Origin of the sequence: Sphingomonas trueperi (assembly GCF_011927635.1) — a bacterium.
Classification (GTDB): Bacteria; Pseudomonadota; Alphaproteobacteria; order Sphingomonadales; family Sphingomonadaceae; genus Sphingomonas; species Sphingomonas trueperi.
The window spans coordinates 275,605-296,195 of sequence record NZ_JAATJB010000001.1 but is presented as its reverse complement, the minus strand read 5'-3'; the positions used below and the strand labels follow the sequence as shown (position 1 = coordinate 296,195).

General features: G+C 69.8%; 17 protein-coding genes. 9 read left to right on the top strand and 8 right to left on the bottom strand.

What is annotated here, in order from left to right; all coding sequences use genetic code 11:
- A complete protein-coding gene (locus GGR89_RS01345; protein WP_125975028.1) occupies positions 1-537 on the bottom strand; it encodes a DUF721 domain-containing protein in 537 nt (178 codons plus the stop codon).
- 28 nt (positions 538-565) lie between these two features.
- On the opposite strand from GGR89_RS01345, the gene GGR89_RS01340 reads away from it, so the two are divergent.
- The 3 genes from GGR89_RS01340 to nudC are packed head-to-tail and all read left to right on the top strand — an operon-like array spanning position 566 to position 3,743.
- A complete protein-coding gene (locus tag GGR89_RS01340) occupies positions 566-1,609 on the top strand; it encodes an A/G-specific adenine glycosylase (RefSeq protein WP_125975030.1) in 1,044 nt (347 codons plus the stop codon).
- Positions 1,606-2,877 carry a serine hydrolase domain-containing protein gene (locus tag GGR89_RS01335; RefSeq protein ID WP_125975032.1) on the top strand — a complete coding sequence of 424 codons (1,272 nt, stop codon included), beginning with the start codon at positions 1,606-1,608 and terminating at the stop codon, positions 2,875-2,877. The genes GGR89_RS01340 and GGR89_RS01335 overlap by 4 nt, the downstream gene beginning before the upstream one ends.
- Complete coding sequence (gene nudC, locus GGR89_RS01330) at positions 2,874-3,743, top strand: NAD(+) diphosphatase (RefSeq protein ID WP_125975034.1); 870 nt, start codon at positions 2,874-2,876, stop codon at positions 3,741-3,743. The genes GGR89_RS01335 and nudC overlap by 4 nt, the downstream gene beginning before the upstream one ends.
- A gap of 52 nt (positions 3,744-3,795) precedes the next feature.
- Here nudC and GGR89_RS01325 read toward each other — a convergent pair whose 3' ends face one another.
- Positions 3,796-4,686, bottom strand: coding sequence for a prephenate dehydratase (locus GGR89_RS01325; protein ID WP_125975036.1), 891 nt, complete (start codon positions 4,684-4,686; stop codon positions 3,796-3,798).
- Between the two features lie 102 nt (positions 4,687-4,788).
- Between GGR89_RS01325 and GGR89_RS01320 the strand changes: the two genes are divergently transcribed.
- Positions 4,789-5,466, top strand: a complete 678-nt coding sequence (locus tag GGR89_RS01320) for a c-type cytochrome (protein WP_125975038.1) — start codon at positions 4,789-4,791, stop codon at positions 5,464-5,466.
- 59 nt (positions 5,467-5,525) lie between these two features.
- On the opposite strand, the gene prsR is transcribed toward GGR89_RS01320, so the two are convergent.
- From prsR to GGR89_RS01305, 3 genes are read right to left on the bottom strand one after another with little or no spacing between them, the layout of a single operon-like run.
- Positions 5,526-6,878, bottom strand: a complete 1,353-nt coding sequence (gene prsR, locus GGR89_RS01315; RefSeq protein ID WP_125975040.1) for a PEP-CTERM-box response regulator transcription factor — start codon at positions 6,876-6,878, stop codon at positions 5,526-5,528.
- Positions 6,875-8,917 (bottom strand): XrtA/PEP-CTERM system histidine kinase PrsK, encoded by a 2,043-nt coding sequence (prsK, locus tag GGR89_RS01310; RefSeq protein ID WP_125975042.1) that lies wholly within the window; start codon positions 8,915-8,917, stop codon positions 6,875-6,877. Before prsK ends, prsR begins: the two co-directional genes overlap by 4 nt.
- Complete coding sequence (locus GGR89_RS01305) at positions 8,917-10,305, bottom strand: TIGR03013 family XrtA/PEP-CTERM system glycosyltransferase (RefSeq protein ID WP_125975115.1); 1,389 nt, start codon at positions 10,303-10,305, stop codon at positions 8,917-8,919. The genes prsK and GGR89_RS01305 overlap by 1 nt, the downstream gene beginning before the upstream one ends.
- A gap of 159 nt (positions 10,306-10,464) precedes the next feature.
- Between GGR89_RS01305 and GGR89_RS01300 the strand changes: the two genes are divergently transcribed.
- Positions 10,465-11,523 (top strand): mannose-1-phosphate guanylyltransferase/mannose-6-phosphate isomerase, encoded by a 1,059-nt coding sequence (locus tag GGR89_RS01300; RefSeq protein ID WP_206431128.1) that lies wholly within the window; start codon positions 10,465-10,467, stop codon positions 11,521-11,523.
- Positions 11,524-11,621: 98 nt separating this feature from the next.
- On the opposite strand, the gene GGR89_RS01295 is transcribed toward GGR89_RS01300, so the two are convergent.
- Positions 11,622-12,125: a PEPxxWA-CTERM sorting domain-containing protein gene (locus tag GGR89_RS01295; RefSeq protein ID WP_125975044.1), complete on the bottom strand. Its 504-nt coding sequence runs from the start codon at positions 12,123-12,125 to the stop codon at positions 11,622-11,624.
- Positions 12,126-12,281: 156 nt separating this feature from the next.
- Positions 12,282-12,917 (bottom strand): trimeric intracellular cation channel family protein, encoded by a 636-nt coding sequence (locus tag GGR89_RS01290; protein ID WP_125975046.1) that lies wholly within the window; start codon positions 12,915-12,917, stop codon positions 12,282-12,284.
- Between the two features lie 81 nt (positions 12,918-12,998).
- On the opposite strand from GGR89_RS01290, the gene GGR89_RS01285 reads away from it, so the two are divergent.
- Complete coding sequence (locus tag GGR89_RS01285; RefSeq protein ID WP_125975048.1) at positions 12,999-13,670, top strand: YoaK family protein; 672 nt, start codon at positions 12,999-13,001, stop codon at positions 13,668-13,670.
- A gap of 4 nt (positions 13,671-13,674) precedes the next feature.
- On the opposite strand, the gene GGR89_RS01280 is transcribed toward GGR89_RS01285, so the two are convergent.
- Positions 13,675-14,478 (bottom strand): oxygenase MpaB family protein, encoded by an 804-nt coding sequence (locus GGR89_RS01280; RefSeq protein ID WP_241213368.1) that lies wholly within the window; start codon positions 14,476-14,478, stop codon positions 13,675-13,677.
- Positions 14,479-14,592: 114 nt separating this feature from the next.
- On the opposite strand from GGR89_RS01280, the gene ppc reads away from it, so the two are divergent.
- The 3 genes from ppc to GGR89_RS01265 all read left to right on the top strand — a co-directional run bounded on the left by ppc (position 14,593) and on the right by GGR89_RS01265 (position 20,555).
- On the top strand, positions 14,593-17,259 hold the full coding sequence (gene ppc, locus GGR89_RS01275; RefSeq protein WP_125975052.1) for a phosphoenolpyruvate carboxylase: 2,667 nt from the start codon (positions 14,593-14,595) through the stop codon (positions 17,257-17,259).
- Positions 17,260-17,370: 111 nt separating this feature from the next.
- On the top strand, positions 17,371-19,047 hold the full coding sequence (locus GGR89_RS01270) for a hypothetical protein (protein ID WP_245201527.1): 1,677 nt from the start codon (positions 17,371-17,373) through the stop codon (positions 19,045-19,047).
- Complete coding sequence (locus GGR89_RS01265; RefSeq protein WP_125975056.1) at positions 19,044-20,555, top strand: hypothetical protein; 1,512 nt, start codon at positions 19,044-19,046, stop codon at positions 20,553-20,555. Before GGR89_RS01270 ends, GGR89_RS01265 begins: the two co-directional genes overlap by 4 nt.
- Positions 20,556-20,591: the final 36 nt, after the last annotated feature.

Below are 20,591 nucleotides of genomic sequence, written 5' to 3'. Positions count from 1 at the left end.
TCAATCGATCCGGCCGAATACCGGGGTTTCGTCCTGCGCCGCGACGCCTGCCGCGAGCGATTCGAGCACCGCGCGCAGCTCCGGATCGGCGATGCCGCGCAGGCTGTCGCCCATCGCTTCCGGGATCGGCTTGAGGCTGGGCGGCGGCGCGGGCTTGGCCTTGGGCGCGCGCAGGTCGCCGTGGCGGATCGCCAGCTTGGCGACGGCGGGATAGCCGAAGAAGCGGTTCACCCGCTCGATGATCTCGGGTGAGATATGCTGCATCATCGGCGCGAACGCACCCGAGACGGTGAGCGCCAGCACGCCTTCCTCGCGCTTGCCGCGCGGGAAGCGAATCGATTCGGGTGCGGAGACGCGGGCATAGCGCTCGCCTACGATCTCGCCCCAGCGGCTGACCACGGCGGACTGGACGAAGCCGAACTTGCGGAAAGCCGCGCCGCCCACGTCCGGCAGCAGCTCGGACACCGCACGGACGCGGTTCGAGCGCTGCGGCTCGGGGCGCGGCTGGCGGGTGGTGGCACGGGGGGGCTTCGTCATACTGGGTCCCCCATGCCATAGGCGGGGCGTGCCCGACAACGCTCCTGAATCGATCGCCCCCGCGCTTCTCGCTTGGTACGACGCCAATGCCCGCCGCCTGCCCTGGCGCGCGCCGCCCGGTACCGATGCGACGGAGCCGTACCGGGTGTGGCTTTCCGAGGTGATGCTGCAGCAGACGCAGGTCGCGACGGTCATCCCGTACTTCGAGAAATTCACGTCGCGCTGGCCGAGCTTCGCAGCGATGGCGGCGGCCGAGGATGCCGATGTGATGGCCGCCTGGGCGGGGCTCGGCTATTATGCCCGGGCCCGCAACATGCTCGCCTGCGCCCGCGAAGTCGCGCGATTGGGCGAGTTGCCGGACACCGAGGCGGGGCTGCGCGCGCTTCCCGGTATCGGCGACTATACCGCCGCCGCGATCGCCGCGATCGCCTTTGGCCGGCGGGCGGTGGTGGTCGACGCCAATGTCGAGCGCGTGGTGACGCGGCTGTTCGCGCTCGCCGATCCCCTGCCGGGATCGCGCCCGGCGATCCGGCGGCTGACCGACACGATCACGCCCGATGCCCGCGCCGGGGACTTCGCCCAGGCGATGATGGACCTCGGCAGCGGCATCTGCACGGCGCGTGCGCCGAAATGCCTGCTCTGCCCGATCGCCTTCGGCTGCACCGCGCGGACACAGGGCGATCCCGAGACCTATCCGGTCAAGGCAAAGAAGGCGCCCAAGCCGCAGCGCCACGGCACGATGTTCTGGCTGGAGCGCGACAATGCCGTGCTGCTGGTCCGCCGCCCGGACAAGGGGCTGCTCGGCGGCATGCGGGCGCTGCCCACCGGGCCCTGGGGCGAGTCGCCGCCGGGCGCCGTCGACGCACCCGCCGCCGCCCACTGGCGGATGTTGAACGAAACCGTCCGCCACGGCTTCACCCATTTCGATCTCGAGGTGGCGCTTGCGACTGCAACAATCCCTCGCCATGCAAGCGCACCCCCCGGCGAGTGGTGGCCGATCGCCGACATCGAGTCGGCCGGTCTGCCCACCGTCTTCGCCAAGGCGGCAAGAGCGATACGGAGACTGCGATGACGGCCAAGCGAGTGTTCGGACTTTTCGGGGCGGCACTGCTGCTCCAGGCGCCTGTGGTGCAGGCCCAGACGGCCCCCAGCCAGGTCCAGAGCTTCGCGCGCCAGACCGTCGCCTCGGGCAAGGTGCCCGGCATCGTCGTCGCCTATGCCAAGGGCCAGGCGCCGACGACGATCGTCGTCGATGGCCGCATGTCCGACGAGCCGACGTCGCCCAAGGTCAATGGCGACACGCTGTGGCGGGTCTATTCGATGACCAAGCCGATCACCGGCATCGCGGCGATGATCCTGATCGAGGAAGGCAAGCTCAAGCTCGACCAGCCGATCAGCGACTTCATCCCGGCGTTCAAGGACATGAAGGTGCTGGTCGATCCGAACAAGGACCTGACCAGCCGCCCCGCGACCAGGCCGATCACGGTGCGCAACCTGCTGACGCACACGGCGGGGCTCGGCTACAACATCATCACCAAGGGGCCGCTGCTCAACGAATATAACCGCCTCGGCATCAACCCGGCGCAAGTGAGCGATTCGTTCGAGGCGACAGCGCGGCCGGCGCGCCCCGCGACGCTGGAGGAGTTCGCCAACCGCACCGCGACGCTGCCGCTGATCGCCGAGCCGGGCGCCAAGTTCAGCTATTCGATCGGTCTCGACGTGCTCGGCCGCGTGATCGAGGTGGCGAGCGGCATGCCGTTCGACAGCTTCGTCAACACCCGCATCCTTGCCCCTCTCAAGATGACCTCCAGCTACTGGACGGTGCCGGCCGGCGAGGCGGGGCGGCTTGCGACCGAATATGCGATCGCGGGGGGCAATCGCCTGCCGATCGATCCGGGCGCGACCTCGGTCTATCTCAAGAAGCCGAGCTTCCCCTATGGCGGCGCGGGCCTCGCGATGTCGGCGCGCGACTATGATCGCTTCCTCCACATGCTGCAGAATGGCGGCACGCTGGACGGCGTGCGCATCCTCAAGCCCGAGACGGCGGCGCTCGCCATGTCCGACCTGCTGCCGGCGGGCGTCGACAAGACGATGCTCGCGGTGATGGCGCGCGACACCGGCGTGCCGATGGGCTTCGGCGCGGGCGGATCGGTGTTCCTCGCCGACCAGCCGGGCGGCGCGGGGAAGGGCACGTTCGGCTGGTCGGGCGCTGCCGGCACCTTCGCCTGGGTGGACCCCAAGAACCAGGTCCGCGCGACGATGATGGTCAACATCCTGCTCGCCGAACTCGGCCTCAAGGTGCCGGTGCGCACCGCCGTCTACGCCGATCTGAACAAGTGATCGCGCCCGGTTTCACCGGCGGCACGCTGGACCGCGACGACCGCGTCCGCCACGAGCCCGAACTGCTGGCGGCGGCGCTCGCCGATCCGCGGGCGCGGCTGCTGGTGATGGACGGGCTGGTGCCGACGCTGGATGGCGACGGGCGGCTGGTCTGGACCGGGCTCGACGCCGCGACCCAGCCCTTGCTGTTCCTCGGCTTCCTCGACGGCGAGCCGCGCTACGTCGAGACGCTGGCGCCCGGCACGCCGCTGCCGCCGGGCCGCCCGCCCGAGCTGTCGGCGATCCTCGACGCCTTCCGGCCCGAGGATGCCGCCAACTATGCCGCGGCGCGCAGCCTGATCGACTGGCATGCCCGGCACGGCTTCTGCGCGCGCTGCGGCACGCCGAGCGACATCTTCCGCGCGGGCTGGGGCCGGCTCTGCCCGAACTGCGGGACCGAGCATTATCCGCGCGTCGATCCCGTGGTGATCATGCTCGCCGAGCATGGCGACCGGGTGCTGCTCGGCCGCCAGCCGAGCTGGCCGCCGGGGCGCTATTCGGCGCTCGCCGGCTTCTTGGAGGTGGGCGAGAGCATCGAGGATGCGGTGCGCCGCGAGACGCTGGAGGAATCGGGCGTACATGTCGGCGCGGTCCGCTATGTCGCCAGCCAGCCCTGGCCGTTCCCGTCGCAGCTGATGATCGCGTGCATCGGCGAGGCGCTCGACGAGGAGATCGCGATCGACGCGCACGAGCTGGAACATGCCGCCTGGTTCGATCGCGCGCAGGTGCAGCAGGCGTTGGCGCGCGATCCGAACGCGCCATTCCTGGCGCCGCCGGGCTATGCGATCGCGTATACGCTGCTCAAGGCCTGGGCGGAGGGGGTGTAGCCTTCTATCCCCCCTCCCGCCTTCGGGAGGGGAGCAAGAATGCGGGAAGATTTTACGGCCGCGGCCGTGCCTGCGGGTAGGTCCCCAGCAGCCGCACCCATTTGGAATGGAAGCCCAGTTCCTCCAGCGCGCGGATCACGCCCGCGTCCTCGGGGCTGCCGACGATGTCGGCATAGAATTCGGTCGCCGAGAAGCTCGCCTCGCGCTGGTAGCTCTCCAGCTTGGTCATGTTGACGCCGTTGGTCGCAAACCCGCCCAGCGCCTTGTAGAGCGCGGCGGGGATGTTCTTCACCTCGAAGATCAGCGAGGTCATGAACGGCCCTTCGCCGGTGACCCCCGGCGCGTCGCGCGACAGCACCACGAAGCGCGTCATGTTGTGCGCGGCGTCCGCGATGTCGCTGGCCAGCACGTTGAGCCCGTACAGCTCGGCCGCATGCGCCGGGGCGAGTGCGGCCACCTTGGGATCGGCCAGCTCGGCCACCATCGCTGCGGCACCCGCAGTGTCGGGGTAGGCGACCTGGGCGATGCCGTGCGCCTTCAGCCAGTGGCGGCACTGGCCGAGCGCCTGGGGATGGCTCATCGCCTCGCGCACGCCGTCGATGGGGCCGGTGCCCATCAGCGTGTGGCGGATCGCGAGGAAATGCTCGCCGATGATCGACAGGCCGGATTCGGGCAGCAGGAAATGGATGTCCGCCACGCGGCCGTGGAGCGAATTCTCGATCGGGATCATCGCGCGGTCGGCGCGGCCTTCCTTTACGGCGTCGATCGCGTCGTCGAACGAGAAGCAGGGCAGCGGCAGCGCGTCGGGGAAGGCTTCGCGCACCGCGACATGCGAATTGGCGCCGGGTGCGCCCTGGAACGCCACCGCCCGCGCCGGTGCCGCATCGGCCTCGGCGAGCATGCGGGCGACGATCGGGCGGGCGGGGGCGGCGAAATTCTCCATGGGCGGCGGCGCTAGCCTCCGTAGAACTCCGCCGCAAGTGTGCTTGCCTTCGGAGCCGGGCGCGCTCTAAAGATGAACCAAAGCACAGGTGGGAGCGGATGAATGCAAGATCGCTTCAATACGATCGCAGGTTGGGCGCTGGCGGGTGGTATCGCCGCCCTGGGACTTTCGATCGCGAGCGCGAAGTATTTCCACTCCGAAAAGCCTGAACGCCCCGGCTATGTCGTCGAGGCGGTTGAAGATGCGGCCGGCGGTGCCGCGGCGGCCGAGCCGCTGCCGGTGCGCCTGGCCAAGGGCGACGTCGCCAAGGGCGAGAGCGGCTTCAAGCAGTGCGCCTCGTGCCACACCATCACCCAGGGCGGCGCCAACGGCATCGGCCCCAACCTCTACGCCACGCTGGGCGAGGGCATCGCGCAGGGCAAGGGCGGCTTCGCCTTTTCCGACGCGCTGAAGGGCGTCGGCGGCAGCTGGGACCTCGACAAGATGGACGCCTGGCTGGCCAATCCGCGCAAGTTCGCGCCCGGCACCAAGATGACCTTCGCCGGCATCTCGGACCCGCAGCTGCGCGCCGACGTGATCCTGTACCTCAACAAGCAGGGCTCGAACCTGCCGCTGCCGGCGGCGCCCGCCGCGGGGTCCGAGCCCGACAATGCCGGGGTGCAGAGCAATAGCGCCGTCGAAGGCGCCGACGTGTCGGTGAACGTGCAGCAGGCGACGCCGGGCGAGGGCACGCCGGCGAAGGACCCGCAGGCGGCGGTGCAGGCCGAGAAGAAGAAGTAAGCTTCGTTTCCTACTCTCCCGCCGCTCCAAATCCCCCTTCCCGCAAGCGGGAGGGGGGCTCAGGCTTGCAGATCATAGGCCTTCAGCAAGTCATACAGCGTCGGCCGGCTGATCCCGAGAAGTCGCGCGGCCGCTGACACATTGCCATCGCTCCGCGCCAGTGCATGGCGGATCGCCTGCCGGTCGGCCGCCTCGCGCACCGCGCGCAGGTTGATCGCCGCGGCGTCGCCCGGCGCCAGATCGAGGTCTTCGGCGTGCACCGTCTTGCCCTCGGCCATGATCACCGCGCGCTTGATCCGGTTCTCCAGCTCGCGGACATTGCCGGGCCAGCCCCAGGCGTCGATCGCGGCGAGCGCATCGGGGGCGAAGCTCTTCGGCCCGGTTTTCATCTGCTCGGCATAACGGGTGAGGAAGTGCCGCGCGAGCAGCCCCGCATCGCCCGGCCGCTCGGCGAGCGAGGGGATGCGCACCACGATCTCGGCCAGGCGGTAATAGAGATCCTCGCGGAAGCGGCCCTCCGACACCATCGCGTCGAGGTCGCGGTGGGTGGCGCAGACGATACGCGTGTCCACGGCAATCGGTTTCCGCCCGCCGATCCGCTCGATCACCCGCTCCTGCAGGAAGCGCAGCAGCTTGACCTGGAGCGGCAGCGGGATGTCGCCGACTTCGTCGAGGAACAAGGTGCCGCCCTGAGCGAGCTCGATCTTGCCCTCGGTGGTCTTCACCGCGCCGGTGAACGCGCCCTTCTCATGGCCGAACAGCTCCGATTCGAGCAGCGTCTCGGGAATCGCCGCGCAGTTGATCGCGACGAAGGTACCGGTGTGGCGCGGGCTCGCCTCGTGCAGCCCCCGCGCCAGCAGTTCCTTGCCGGTGCCGCTCGCCCCCAGCAGCATCACCGAGACATCAGCACCCGCCACCCGCTCGATCGTGCGGGTGACCTTGAGCATCTCCGGCGCCCCGGTGAGCATGCCGCCCAGTACCGCCTTGGTTTCGGCCTTTTCGGCGAGGCGGCGATTCTCGGCCTCCAGCGCATGGACGTGGAAGGCGCGGGCGACGATCAGCCCCAGCGCGTCGATGTCGATCGGCTTCTGGTAGAAGTCCCAGGCGCCGAGTTCGATCGCGCGGCGCATCGACTCGCGCTCGAAATGCCCCGAGGCGACGATCACCTTGGTGGCGGGCGCGAGCTTGAGGATCGCCTCCAGCGTCGCGAAGCCTTCGCTGGTGCCGTCGGGATCGGGCGGCAGGCCCAGGTCGAGCGTCACCACCGGCGGCTCCTCGGCGCGGAGTATCGTGATCGCCTCGTCGCGGGTGGTGGCGGCGAGGATCGTATAGCCCTCATAGGCCCAGCGCAGCTGGCGCTGGAGCCCGGCATCGTCCTCGACGATCAACAGCTTGGGCAGCGCCTCGCTCATGCCGCCGCCTCCACCGCGGGCGCCGCGCGCAGCACGACGCGGAAGCGCGTGCCCTGGCCCTCGCGCGAGCTGACCTCGATCCGCCCGCCCATGCCCTGCACCAGCTGCTGCGCCTCGAAGGTGCCGAGCCCGAAGCCGCCCGGCTTGGAGGAGGTGAACGGCTTGAACAGGCGGTTGCGGACGAAGCCGGGCGACATGCCGCAGCCGCGATCGATCACGTCGATGATGGCGTTTTCCTCGTCGGTGGCGAGCGCGAGCGTCACCGGCGCGTCGGCCGGGCTCGCCTCGATGGCGTTCTGGATCAGATGGACGAGCAGCTGCTCGAGCGCGGCGGGCTCGGCGAGCGCGATGGCCGGCTCGGCGCCCGACACCAGCCGCACCTGCCTGGGCTGGCGCGCGACGAGTCGTTCGAGCAGCGGCAGCAGCGGGGTGGGACGCGGCGGCTCGCTGCGCCCGCGATGGTGCTGGCCCAGCCGGGCGAGCAGCGCGTTAAGCCGGTCGGACGAATCGCGCAGCGTCGCGATCATGTCGGCGCGGAAGGCGGGGTTGTCGGCATGGCGCTCGGCGTTGCGCGCGGTGAGCGCCAGCTGGCTGACCAGGTTCTTGATGTCGTGGAGCAGGAAAGCGAAGCGGCGGTTGAACTCGTCGAAGCGCTGCGCCTCGGCCAGCGCTTCCTGCGCCCGCGCCTCGGCGAGATAGCTCGCCACCTGCCGCCCGGCGGCCTTGAGCAGGTCGAAATCCTCCCAATCGAGCCGCCGTGCCAGCGCCGGGCGGCCGAGCAGGATCGCGCCGACCAGCGCGCCGCGGTGGAGCAGCGGCACCACCACCCAGGCAGCGTCGACCTCGCGCATCCAGTCGGGGGTCGCATCGGCATCGGCGGCATCGGCCTGGGCGAGGCGCACCGCATCCACCTCGATGATCCGGCCGGTCGTCTCCAGATGCGTCGCGAGCGGCTGGTCCGCGGACAGCGGCAGCGTCGCCCGGTCCCAGTGCCAGCCGGCACCCGCCACCAGCCCGCCCTCCTCGGCGACGAGCAGCAGGCCGGAGGGCGAGGCGGTGAGGTCGGCGAGGGCGCGGACGATGCGCTGGTCGAGCGGCGCGGCGCCCGGCGCGCCCAGCGTCTCGGTGAAGCGCAGCCATTCGGCGCGATAGTCATAGCGGTGGCGGAACAAATGCTTGGCCAGCTTCACCTTCACCCAGCCGCGCAGTCTGGAATTGGAGACCAGCGCCAGGATCGCGGCGGTGGCGCCGAACACGAAGGCGGTCTGGAGCAGCCGGGCATGCGCCCCGCCCAGCGTCGCCAAGGCACTCGTCGCCAGCGCGAGCAGCACGAAATAGGCGCCGACCGCGACCAGCGTCAGCGACTGATAGGCCACGGTGCGCGACATCCGCACCCGCCAGTCGCCGCGCCGCTGCAGCCCGAGCCCCATCGCGGCGGCGACGCAGACCAAAGCCGCACCCCGCGCGACGAGCAGCAGGCCGTTCATCGGCACGCCGAGATAGGCGAGCGTCAGCACCGCGAAGTCGATCAGCCAGAAGCCGCCGAGCGCCGCCACCGTCCAGCGCAAGCCCCCGCCCGCGGTGTGGGCGAGCGCCGAATGGAGCGCCTGCACCATCACCAGCACGCCCACCGCGACCAGCAGGTGCAGCAGCAGCGCCACCGATGCGGCATCGGCGGTGATCGGCGACGGGCTGGTCACAACCATGTCGAGCGCCATGGCGGCCACGGTGACCAGCGCGACCACGCCATAGACGGTGCCGAGCGCCAGCGGCGGGCGCGGCTCGCCCGCGCGGCGGTGGAGCAACAGCAGGAAGGCGAGCCAGGCGAGCGTGCGCAGCGTCTCGACGAAGCGGGTGGCGATCTCCTCCGCGCCGATCCCGGCGGTGGCGAGCGCGGCGAGCGCGGTCAGTCCGAGCGCCGCCGCCAATGCCTGACGCGGCAGCGGGTCGCCGCCAGTGCGCGATGCCGCGAAGGGCAGCAGCGCGAACAGCAGCGCCGCCAGAGCGTGCAGCCACAGGCTCAGCGCGGCGGTGAGCATCAGCGCGCCCCGCTGGGGAATAGGATGACGCGGGCGGTCTGCAGCAGGATCAGCAGGTCGAGAAAGGGCGAATAGTTCTTGGCGTAGAACAGGTCATATTCGAGCTTCTGGCGGGCGTCGTCGATCGAGGCGCCGTAGGGATAGTTGATCTGCGCCCAGCCGGTGATGCCCGGCTTCACCATGTGTCGCTCGGCATAATAGGGCAGCGCCTGCTCCAGATCCTCGACGAACTTCGGCCGCTCGGGCCGGGGGCCGACGAAGCTCATCTCGCCCTTGAGTACGCTCCAGCATTGCGGCAGCTCGTCGATGCGGATCTTGCGGATGATCCGGCCGATGCGGGTGATGCGCGGGTCGTTCTCCTCCGCCCACACCGCCTCGCCGGGCGCCTCGGCATCCTGGCGCATCGAGCGGAGCTTGAGCACGTCGAACGCCTGGCCATAGAGGCCGACGCGCTGCTGGCGATAGAGCGCGGGCCCGCGGCTCTCCAGCTTGATCAGCACTGCGGTGACGATCACCAGCGGGAAGGCGATCACCAGCAGGATCAGGCTGGCGGTCACGTCGAACAGCCGCTTGAACAGCCCCGACATCATCCGCCCCGACGAGAAGCCGTCGGAGAAGATCAGCCAGCTCGGGTTGACGCTGTCGAGATCGACGCGGCCGGTGACGCGCTCGAGGAAGGTCGAGAATTCGTTGACATGGACGCCGGTGGTCTTGATCCGCAGCAGGTCCTTCAGCGGCAGCGCGTTGCGGCGCTCCTCGAGCGCCAGCACCACTTCGCTGGCGTTGAGCAGCACGACATGATCGGCGAGGTTGTAGATCGCGTCGCGGGCGATCGCCTCGGGGATCACGCGGTTGGCGTCGCTCATCGCGACATAGCCGACGATGGCGAAGCTGGCGCCGGGCGCCTTGGACAGCTGCTTGAGCCGCGCCGCACGCGGGCCGGCGCCGAGCACGACGATGCGCCGCTTGAACGCCGCGCCGCCCAGCGTCTTGCCGAGCAGCACCCGCATCAGCAGCAAGAGCACGAACGCGCTGACCGCCGCATAGAGCAGGTTGGAGCGCCAGAAGCCGATCGGCGGGACCAGGAAATAGAGGAAACCGAGACCCAGCACGCCCAGTGCGATCGACACGAGCAGCCGTACCAGCGCGTGGCGGAGCGACTGCAGCGCCTCCGCGCCGTACGCGCCGAGCGCCACCAGCGCGGTTTCGAGCACCAGCGCGAAGCTCGCCAGCTGGGGCACGCGCTCGCCGATCGGGCCGACGTCGATGCCGGCTTGGTGCGCGCGCAGCTGCCAGCCCAGCTCGCCTGCCGTCACCAGCAGAAGCACGTCCAGCAGGCCGAGCAGCAGCACGGTGTTCGGGACATAATGCTTGAACAGGCGGATCATGGCGGCGCCGGGTGTAGCGCAGAAGGGTAAACGAACGGCCAAGCCCGCGCCGTCGCATCAAATTTGCTTCGTATCGCAACCGTTTCGGCGCATCCTTGTTTCAGAGGGCAAGACCGCCCAGCTATTCTCCACAGCACCGAACCAGGGAGCCTTTTCCGCATGCCGGATTCGAAGCCGATCACGCCTGTCATTCTCTCGGGCGGCTCGGGCACGCGCCTCTGGCCGATGTCGCGGCCCGAGCGCCCGAAGCAGTTGCTCTCGTTGACTGCCGAGGAGACCATGCTCCAGCTCACCGCGCGGCGCGCTTCGGGACCGCGGTTCACTGCGCCGATCGTCGTCGCCAACGCCTTCCATGCCGATCTCGTCGAGGAGCAGCTTGCCCAAGTCGACCTGTCGGTACGCGCGCTGATCCTCGAACCGATCGGCCGCAACACCGCGCCGGCGATCGCCCTGGCGGCGGTGGCGGCGGGCAGCGGCAGCGAGCCGATGCTCGTCATGCCGTCCGACCACGTGATCTCGGATGTCGACGCCTTCCACGCCGCGATCGATTCGGCGCTGCCGCTGGTCAACGAGGGCTGGCTGGTCACCTTCGGCATCACGCCGGACTCGCCCGAGACCGGCTATGGCTGGATCAAGATCGGCGAGGAGGAACTCGCCCCTGGCGTCCACCGCGTCGATCGCTTCGTCGAGAAGCCGCCGCGCGACCGCGCCGAAGCCATGCTCGCCTCGGGCGATCATGCCTGGAACGGTGGCATCTTCCTGTTCCGTGCGGACATGTATCTCGGCGCGCTCAGCGTATTCGCGCCCGAGATGCTGGTCGCGGCGCAGCAGGCCATGGACAAGGCGCGGCGCGAAGGCGTGCGGATCTTCCCCGATGCGGAAAGCTTCGCCGCCTGCCCGTCCGACTCGATCGACTATGCGGTGATGGAAAAGGCGCCGCGCGTCGCGGTGGTGCCGGTGGCGATGGGGTGGAGCGACGTCGGCAGCTGGGATGCGCTGCACGCGATCAGCAACCCCGATGCCGGCGGCAACGTCGTGCGCGGCGATGTGGTGGCGATCGAGGCGACCAACTGCCTGGTGCAGAGCGAGCCCGGCAAGCGCGTCGCGCTGGTCGGGGTTCAGGACCTGATCGTCGTGGTCTCGGGCGCCGATGTGCTGGTGCTGCCGCGCGGGCGCAGCCAGGATGTGAAGAAGCTCATCGATGCGATGAAGGACTGAGGCTGCCAGGCCCGCAGGCCGCAGGACGCTTTCGGATGCCGTTGACCGCAACGCAGCCGATCGTGCGGAGCGGCTGCGTTGCGATCGGATCCGGACGGTCAGCCGCCGAAGCGCACTCGCACGGTCACGTCGCGGCGCCGGCGGACCATCGTACCGAGCGCGCCGAAGCCCGCGAGCAGCATCGCCCAGCTCGCGGGTTCGGGAACCGCCGAGATGGTGAGGCTGTAGGCCGGACCGGGCGTGTTCGGCGTGAGGGTGAACGTCCCCAGCTTGAAGGTCGGCGCGGCCTCGGTACCCGTGTAGAGGCTGAGACCCGTCGAGACGAAACCGGTGGGGGTGTTGATCAGGCCGAAATTGAAGAAATAGCTCGGGCTGCCGAAGCCCAGGTCGAACGTCGCGGCGACGTTGTCGATGGTGCCGCTGACTCCGGCGAGCACGAAGAAATTCCCTGGATCGACGACCGGCGGAGTCGGCGAGGCATCGAGAACGAACTTGATCGTCTGGCTGCCGGTGATCGAGAATCTGTACTGCGCCGCATTGGCGGGTGAAGTAGCTGCAATTGCTGCAGCACAGCAAGCGCTCAAGAAGAGCGTGCGTTTCATGCAAACCTCCACTAAGTATCTGTTTCCGCGAGATCGTACGCAGTACAAGCGTAAAAGCGCTGTAGTTGTAGCAGATATGCTCGGCAATTTGCAACAAGTGCGCTGGTATTTGTAACCGTTGTGGTGCTGTTGCCGACCGGTCCGGTGTGGGCGGCGTCAGTTCTTGCTGCCGCGATAGGCGGGCAGTCCCCATTTCCAGAGCATCGCCGCGCCGCGCAGCGCGAAGCCCGCAGTGGCGGAGGCGAGTCCTGCCGCATAGGGCGGCAGCCCGAGCAGGCTGAGCAGCACGTACAGCGATGCGGTGAGCGCGGCCGCCGTCACATAGAGTTCGGGGCGCATCAGGATTGACGGCTCGCCGGCCAGCACGTCGCGGATGATGCCGCCGACGCAGGCGGTCACCACCCCCATCACCGCCGCCGGCACCGGCGGGATGCCATAGCCGAGCGACTTGGCGGCGCCGAACGCGGCATAGGCGGCCAGCCCCAGTGCATCGAGCCAGGCGAAGGTACGATCGCTCCACCAATACTGCGGCGTGATCCACACGATCGCCGACATGCCCAGGCACAGCGAGGCGACGGTGGCGTCGTGTACCCAGAAGACCGGCGCGCCGATCAGCAGGTCGCGCACCGTGCCGCCGCCGACCCCGGTGATCAGCGCGAAGAAGGTGGCGGTGACGATGGTCTGCTGGTGCCGCGTCGCGGCGAGCGCGCCGGTGGCGGCAAACACCGCGATGCCGAACAGGTCGAGCCAGGGCAGGAAGGGACCGATCTGGGCGGCGACCGAACTGTTCATGTCCTCGCTTTGCCGCGCGGCCTGCGCCCAAGTCAAACACGGGCCTTGGCGAGGAGCCGCCGCTTGGGGCAGAGAGGGGCCATGCAACGTACCGAGTCCCCGCTGATAGAGCTCGCGATCCTCCTGGCGGCGCTCGCCGGCTTCGTCGATGCGCTCGCCTTCACCAGCCTGGGCGGTTTCTTCGCCTCGTTCATGAGCGGCAATTCGACGCGTCTGGGCGTCGGCCTCGGCAGCGGCTCCAGCTATGATGCCGCGATCGCCGCGTCGCTGGTGATGAGCTTCGTGGCGGGCGTGATCCTGTCGAGCGTGATCGGCCGCGCCCGGCCGCATCGCCAGCAGCCGGTGGTGATGGCGGCGGTGACGCTGCTGCTGACGCTTGCCGCGATCGTCGCGACGCTGATGCCGGGGCCCGTCGTGCTGCTGCTGCTCGCCGCCGCGATGGGCACCGAGAACGGCGTGTTCCAGCGCGACGGCGAAGTGACGATCGGCCTCACCTACATGACCGGCTCGCTGGTCAAGATGGGGCAGAAGCTTGCCGGCGCGCTGATGGGCGATGCCGATCGCTTCGGCTGGCTGCGCTATCTGGCGCTGTGGCTCGGCTTCGTCAGCGGGGTGGTGATCGGCGCCGAGAGCCAGTTCCGCTGGGGCTGGAACGCGCTGTGGCTGGCGCCGCTGTTCGCTGCGGTGCTGACGCTGCTGCTGGCGAGCATGACCCGGCCGCGCGGGCGGCCCGATCTCACGCTGGTGCGCTGAGCCGTCAGCGAAACGCCCAGCGCAGCGTCTCCGCGACGCCGCGGGTGCCCAGCCGCACGGCCGGCGCGGCGAGCGGCGGGGTGGAGCGATGGTGCATCTGCCGCGCCCAGCCAGGCAGCAGGTCGATTGCGGCGGCGAAGGTCATCGCCTGGAAGGGCTTGGTCGCGAGATTGGGCGCGGGCTGGTCGAGCAGCAGCCGGGCAACCTCGCGGGTCCGCGCGTCGTAGCGCAACTCGCCCCGCATCGCGGCGATCAGCGCCAGTGCCTCGGCGCGGCTGTGCGGCACCGGATCGGCACCCAGCGCCTCGGCAACTTGTGCGAACTCGGCGAAATAGCGATCCTGATCGGCGCGCGACATGCCGGGCTCGGCATAGCGGATCCAGCTGTCGAGGAAGCTCACCGCCTCGGTCACGTGCACCCAGGCGAGCAGCCGCGGATCGTCGGCACGATAGGGCGTGCCGTCGGGCAGGGTGCCGCGGATATGCGCGTGGATGTTGCGCACCCGCGCGATCGCCGCCTCGGCCTCGTCGCGCGCCGCATAGCTGGTCTGGGCGATGAAGCGCGCGGTGCCGCGCAGCCGACCGAGCATGTCGTGGCGGAACTTCGAGTGATCCCACACCCCGGCCAGCACCGCCGGATGCAGCATCTGGAGCAGCAGCGCCGCGACCCCGCCGACCATCATCGTCGTCACGTCGCCATGCACCCGCCACAGCACCGAATCGCGGGGGAACAGCGCGTCGTCGCTCGGCTGTACCGGCGCTTCGCCACGTGCGGCATCGTTGAACACGGCACGCACTTGGCCGATCATCGCCCGCCGTACGCTGTGGGTTGCAAATGCAACGAAATCCATCTTGCTAAGCTAGGTACTCTGGTAGCGCGAACAAGTTGACCGGGTTCGCTTTGCAGTGCAGCAATCGCGCCCATGGCCACACTCGCGATCACCAACAACCCCGACATCCGCTTCCTCGGACGGCTGCTCGGCGACGTCATTCGTGCCTATGGCGGCGAGGCATTGTTCAAGCGGATCGAATACATCCGCGCGACCTCGGTCGACCGGCATCGCGGCGTGGCGGGGGCGGGGGCGATCGATTCCGGACTGGACCGGCTGAGCCTGGACGAGACGCTCGACTTCGTCCGCGGCTTCATGCTGTTCTCGATGCTCGCGAACCTCGCCGAGGATCGCCAGGGCGTCGCCACCGAGAAGGATGCCGATGTCGCCGCCGCGCTGGAGCGGCTGGCCAAGGCCGGGATCGGCCGCGAGCCGGTGATGGCGCTGCTGGAGCATGCGCTGGTCAGCCCGGTGCTCACCGCCCACCCCACCGAGGTGCGGCGCAAGTCGATGATCGACCACAAGAACCGGATCGCCGAACTGATGCGGCTGCGCGACCAGGGCGTCGCCGAGACGCCCGACGGCGACCAGGTGGAAGAAGCGATCCTCCGCCAGATCGCGCTGCTCTGGCAGACGCGGGTGCTGCGCCGCGAAAAGCTGGGCGTGCCCGACGAGGTCGAGACCGCGCTCTCCTATTTCCGCGACGTGTTCCTGCCGGTGCTGCCGGCGCTCTACGCCCGCTGGGACCGCGCGCTGGGCGACCGCGCGCCGAGCTTCCTGCGCCCCGGCAGCTGGATCGGCGGCGACCGCGACGGCAATCCCTTCGTCACCGCCGAATCGATGCGCTTCGCGCTCGCCCGCGCGGCGGAGACGGTGCTCGACCATTATCTCGAGTCGGTCCACGCGCTCGGCGCCGAGCTGTCGATCTCGACCGAGCATAGCGAGGTGCCCGAGGCGGTGTTGAAGCTTGCCGAGGCCAGCGGCGACACCGGCAAGAGCCGCAGCGACGAACCCTATCGCCGCGCGCTGACCGGCATCTACGCCCGCCTCTCCGCCACGCACGAGCAGCTGGTCGGCAAGAAGCCGGGTCGCCCATCGCCGATCCCGGCCTGGCCCTATGGCCATCCCGCCGAGTTCCGCGAGGACCTGGTCGCCATCGCGCGCGGGCTGGCCGATGGCGGCCCGCTCGCCACCGGCGGCGCGCTCGGCCGGCTGATCCGCGCGGTGGAGACCTTCGGCTTCCACCTCGCCACGCTCGACATGCGCCAGAACAGCGCGATCCACGAGCGCGTGGTGGCGGAGCTGCTCAAGTCCGCCGGCGTGTGCGACGACTATGCCGCGCTCGACGAGCAGGCGCGCATCGAACTGCTCCGTGGCGAGCTCGCCAATGCCCGGCCGCTGACCAGCCCCTATGCCGTCTATTCGGAGGAAACCGCCTCCGAGCTCGCCATCGTGCGCGAGGCGGCGGCGGCGCATGCCCGCTACGGACGCGATTGCATCCGCCATTACATCGTCTCGATGGCGCAGTCGGTGTCGGACCTGCTCGAAGTCCACATCCTGCTCAAGGAAGCCGGGCTGTACGTGCCGGGCGACACGCCGCAGGCGCACATCATGGCGATCCCGCTGTTCGAGACGATCGCCGATCTCGAAGCCGCGCCGCCGATCATGGCAGCCTGGCTCGGCCTGCCCGAAGTCGCCGCGATCGCCGCAGGCCGCGGGCACCAGGAAGTGATGATTGGCTATTCCGATTCGAACAAGGACGGCGGCTATCTCACCTCCACCTGGCAGCTCAGCCGCGGTTCGACCGCGCTCAAGCCGGTGTTCGAGAAAGCTGGCATCGCGATGCAGCTGTTCCATGGCCGCGGCGGCGCGGTGGGGCGCGGCGGCGGGTCGAGCTTCTCGGCGATCCTCGCCCAGCCGCCGGGTACGGTGCAGGGCCGCATCCGCATCACCGAGCAGGGCGAAGTGATCGCCGCCAAGTACGGCAGCCCCGAAAGCGCGATGACCAATCTGGAGGCGATGACTTCGGCAACGCTGCTCGCCAGCCTGGAGCCCGAACAGCTGGCACCTGCCGATGCCGAGCGCTTCGCCGCGGCGATGGACCAGCTCTCCGACAACGCTTTCCGTGCCTATCGCGGGCTGGTCTACGAGACGTCTGGCTTCACCACCTTCTTCCGCCAGATGACGCCGATCGCCGAGATCGCCGGCCTCAAGATCGGCTCGCGTCCCGCTAGCCGCAAGAAGAGCGACGCGATCGAGGATCTGCGCGCGATCCCCTGGGTGTTCAGCTGGGCGCAGGCGCGCGTGATGCTGCCGGGCTGGTACGGCGTCGGCGCGGCGCTCGACGCGTTCGAGGACAAGGGGCTGCTGCGCGAGATGGCCAGCGCCTGGCCGCTGTTCCGCGCGACGCTCGACAATATGGAGCAGGTGCTCGCCAAGTCCGACATGGGCATCGCCAGCCATTATGCCGCGCTGGTCGAGGATGCCGAGCTTCGCGACGCCATCTTCGGCCGGATCAAGGACGGCTGGCAGCAGACGCAGGACGGGCTGCTCCAGGTGACGCGCCAGACGCGGCTGCTGGAGAAGCACCCGCTGCTCGATACCTCGATCCGCTTGCGGCTGCCCTATATCGAGCCGCTCAACCTGCTCCAGATCGAACTGATGAAGCGCCACCGGGCGGGCGAGGCGGATCCGCGGATCGGCGAGGGCATCCTGCTTTCGATCAACGCGATCGCCACCGCGCTGCGCAATAGCGGGTAACCGCCCGGAGCCGGTCCGAAACGCCTGATTAACCATGGTGCCCTAGCGCTGGTCTGCATGGGACCAGGGCACCTCCGCAACGTACGACGCGATTCGCTGCTCGCCATTGGTATGGCGTTGCTGATGGGAATCGCCTGGACGCTGCGCGATCATGCTGCGCTGGGCGCCTTGCGGCTGCCCGATACCGACGATCTGATGCGCCTCCAGCAGATCCGCGACTGGCTGGGTGGGCAGGCGTTCACCGATCTCGCCCAGCACCGGCTGGGCCCGGCGCCGGGGCTGCAGATGCACTGGTCGCGGCTGGCCGATCTGGTGCCCGCGGCGCTGATCCTGGCGCTGACGCACTTGCTCGGAACGCACGCGGCGAGCGTCGTCGCCGTGGTCGTCTCGCCGCTGCTGCTGTTCGCGGCGATGCTGATCGTGATTGCCGCGATCGCGCGTCGCCTCGGCCAATCCGGATTCGTCGCGGTCATCCTCGGCGCGCTGGCCTTTCCCGCGATCACCCTGTTCACGCCCGGGCGGATCGATCATCACGCGCTGCAGATCGTGCTCGTGCTCGCGCTGCTCCATGCCTGTGTCGGGCGGGGCACGCTGGGGCAAGGCGCGATCGCCGGCATGGTGACGGTGCTGTCACTCATCGTCGGCGTGGAGACGGTGCCGCTGCTCGCCGCCGGTGGTGCCGCCATCGCGCTGCGCTGGCGGCTCGATGCCGCCGCGGGCCAGGCGCGGATGGCGGGTTATGCGACCGCGCTGCTGCTGGGCCTGAGCGCTGCCGCCGCGGTCTTCCGGACAAGCGGCTGGGACGTTGCCGCCTGCGACGGCTTCACCGCGATCCTGTGGCGCGCGGCGATGCTGGCGGCGCTGGCGCCCGCGACGATGGCCGTGGGCGGCTTCACGATCCAATCCGTCGCGGGGCGCACCGCGGTGCTGATTGTCGGCGGAGGGCTCGCGCTGGCGGCTGCCGTCGTGAGCGCGCCTGCGTGCCTCCATCCCTATGGGCAGGTCGACCCGCTGCTCGCCCGGCTGTGGCTCGCCCATGTCAACGAAGCGCAGTCGCTCCTCGCGCTGCCGCTCGGCAAGGCGGTCGCCGCCGCGGGCATGGCGCTGGTCGGGCTCGGCGCCGGCATCTGGTTCGCCTGGACGACGCGGACGGCCGCAGCGTGGATCATCCTTGGATTCCAGGTGACGGCGGTCGCGGTTACGCTGGTGCAGGTGCGCGGTGCGCCGCTGGCGGCGCTGACCGCGGTGCCGGCGCTCGCCGCGATGATCGCCGCCGCCCGGCCGCGGGGACCGCTCGCGCTGGTCGCCGCCTGGCTTGCCGCCAGCGGGATCGCCCATGCGGGGCTCGGCGACCGGCTGACCCCCGCCGCGCCTGTCACGGCCGGGCATGGCTGTACGGCTGCCGCCGCCGCGGCGCGCCTCGCCGCGCTGCCCCCCGGCATGGTCGCTGCGCCGATCGATTTCGGCCCGACGCTGCTCGCCACCACCCGCCATCATGTCCTCGCCGGACCCTATCACCGCGACACGCAAGGAAATCGTGCCATGTACGACCTGTTCCGCAGCCCCACCCCCCAGGCGGAAGCGCTCGCGCGGCGCTGGGGGGTGGACTATGTCGCCCTATGCAAGGACGGCTTTGCCGAACTGGGCGCGCGTTCGAAGGATCGCCAGTTGCTCGCTGACAGCCTGATGGCGGGCCAGGTGCCGCCCTGGCTCCGCCAGATCTCCCCGCCGGGCGCGAGCACCCGCGTCTACACCCTCACCCAGCCGGCGCGGCGCACCACCCAGTGAGCGACCGCTGCTGGTGGGAGCGGCGCTGGTTCGCGCTGGCGGCGGTGCTGCTCGGCGCGGTGCCGCTGCTCTGGCCTGCACTTCCCCCGCTGCTCGACCTGCCGGGCCACATGGCGCGCTACCGGGTGATGCTGGACGGCGGCACGTCGGTGCTGGCGACATGGTATGATTTCCACTGGCGGTTCGTCGGCTATCTCGGCGTGGACCTGCTCGTCGCTGCCCTGGCCCCCTGGTTCGGCCTCGAGCCGACGGTCAAGGCGATCGCGGTCGCGATCCCGATGCTGACCGCGACGGGCATCTTGTGGCTTTCGCGCGAGGCGCATGGCCGGGTGCAACCGATGGCGCTGTTCGCGCTGCCGCTCGCCTACACGCTTCCCTTTCTCTACGGCTTTCTCAACTACACGCTCGCAATGGCGCTGGCGCTCAACGCCTTCGCGCTGTGGCTGCGGCTGACGCGGCAGGGCCGCTTCCGGCTGCGCGCCGGGCTGTTCCTCGGTATCGCCTGGCTGGTGTGGACGGCCCATCTGCTCGGTTGGTTGACGCTGGGTGTGATGGTCTTCGCTTCCGAGCTTGCGCGACACCGCGCCGCAGGATCGGGCTGGAGCCGGGCGATTCTGGGGGCGGGCGTTGCCTGCCTGCCGCTGGCGCCGCCTTCGCTGGTGCTGCTGCGCTGGCATCCCGGTGACGGGGCAGGGGGCAGCGATCTCTGGACCCGCTTTCCGATGAAGCTCGGCTGGTTCGTAACGCTGCTGCGCGATCGCTGGCAATGGCTCGACCTCGCCTCGCTGCTGCTGGTCGTGCTGCTGCTCTATGGCAGCTGGCGCCGGCGCGGGCAGCCGCGCTCGGCCAGCCTCGCCGCGGCGGCGCTGGCGATGGCCGCGCTGTTCCTGCTGCTGCCGTTCGGCACCGCCTATGTCGATGCGCGGATCCTGCCCTATGCGGTGATCCTCGCGCTGCTGGCGGAAGGCACGATGCCCGACCACCGCCGCCTGCTCGCCTGGGTCGGCCTCGGCTTCCTGCTCGTCCGCACGCTGGCGGTGACCGCCGATCTCGCGATCGAGGGGCGCGACTGGCAGCGGCGGCTGGTCGCGCTGGAGCATCTGCCCTTCGGCGCACGCGTCGCCGCCTTCGTGCACAACCGGTGCGCGGCGGGATGGCCGATCGCGCGGCTGAACCACTTGCCGAGCATGGCCGTCGTTCGCCGTTCGGCTTTCGCCAACGACGAGTTCGATCTCGGGTCCACCGGCCTGATGCAGGTGCGCCGCGAAGGGTTCGGCGCGTTCGCCACCGATCCCTCGCAGATCGTCGCCGAGGAAAGCTGCGCCGCCGCCGCGGGCATCCCGACGCTCCGCGCGGCCCTTGCGCGGCTGCCGCGGGGCGCCTTCGACCATGTCTGGCTGATCGATCCGCCCGCCAGCATGCGCGTCGTCGGGGCCGTCCGCGTCTGGAGCGATGGTAGGGACGCCTTGTACCGGCTTGAACCGCAAGGCGGCGCGGCCGCGCGCTAGCCGCCGCCGCGCCTCGCCGACAAGCGCTTGCCGTAC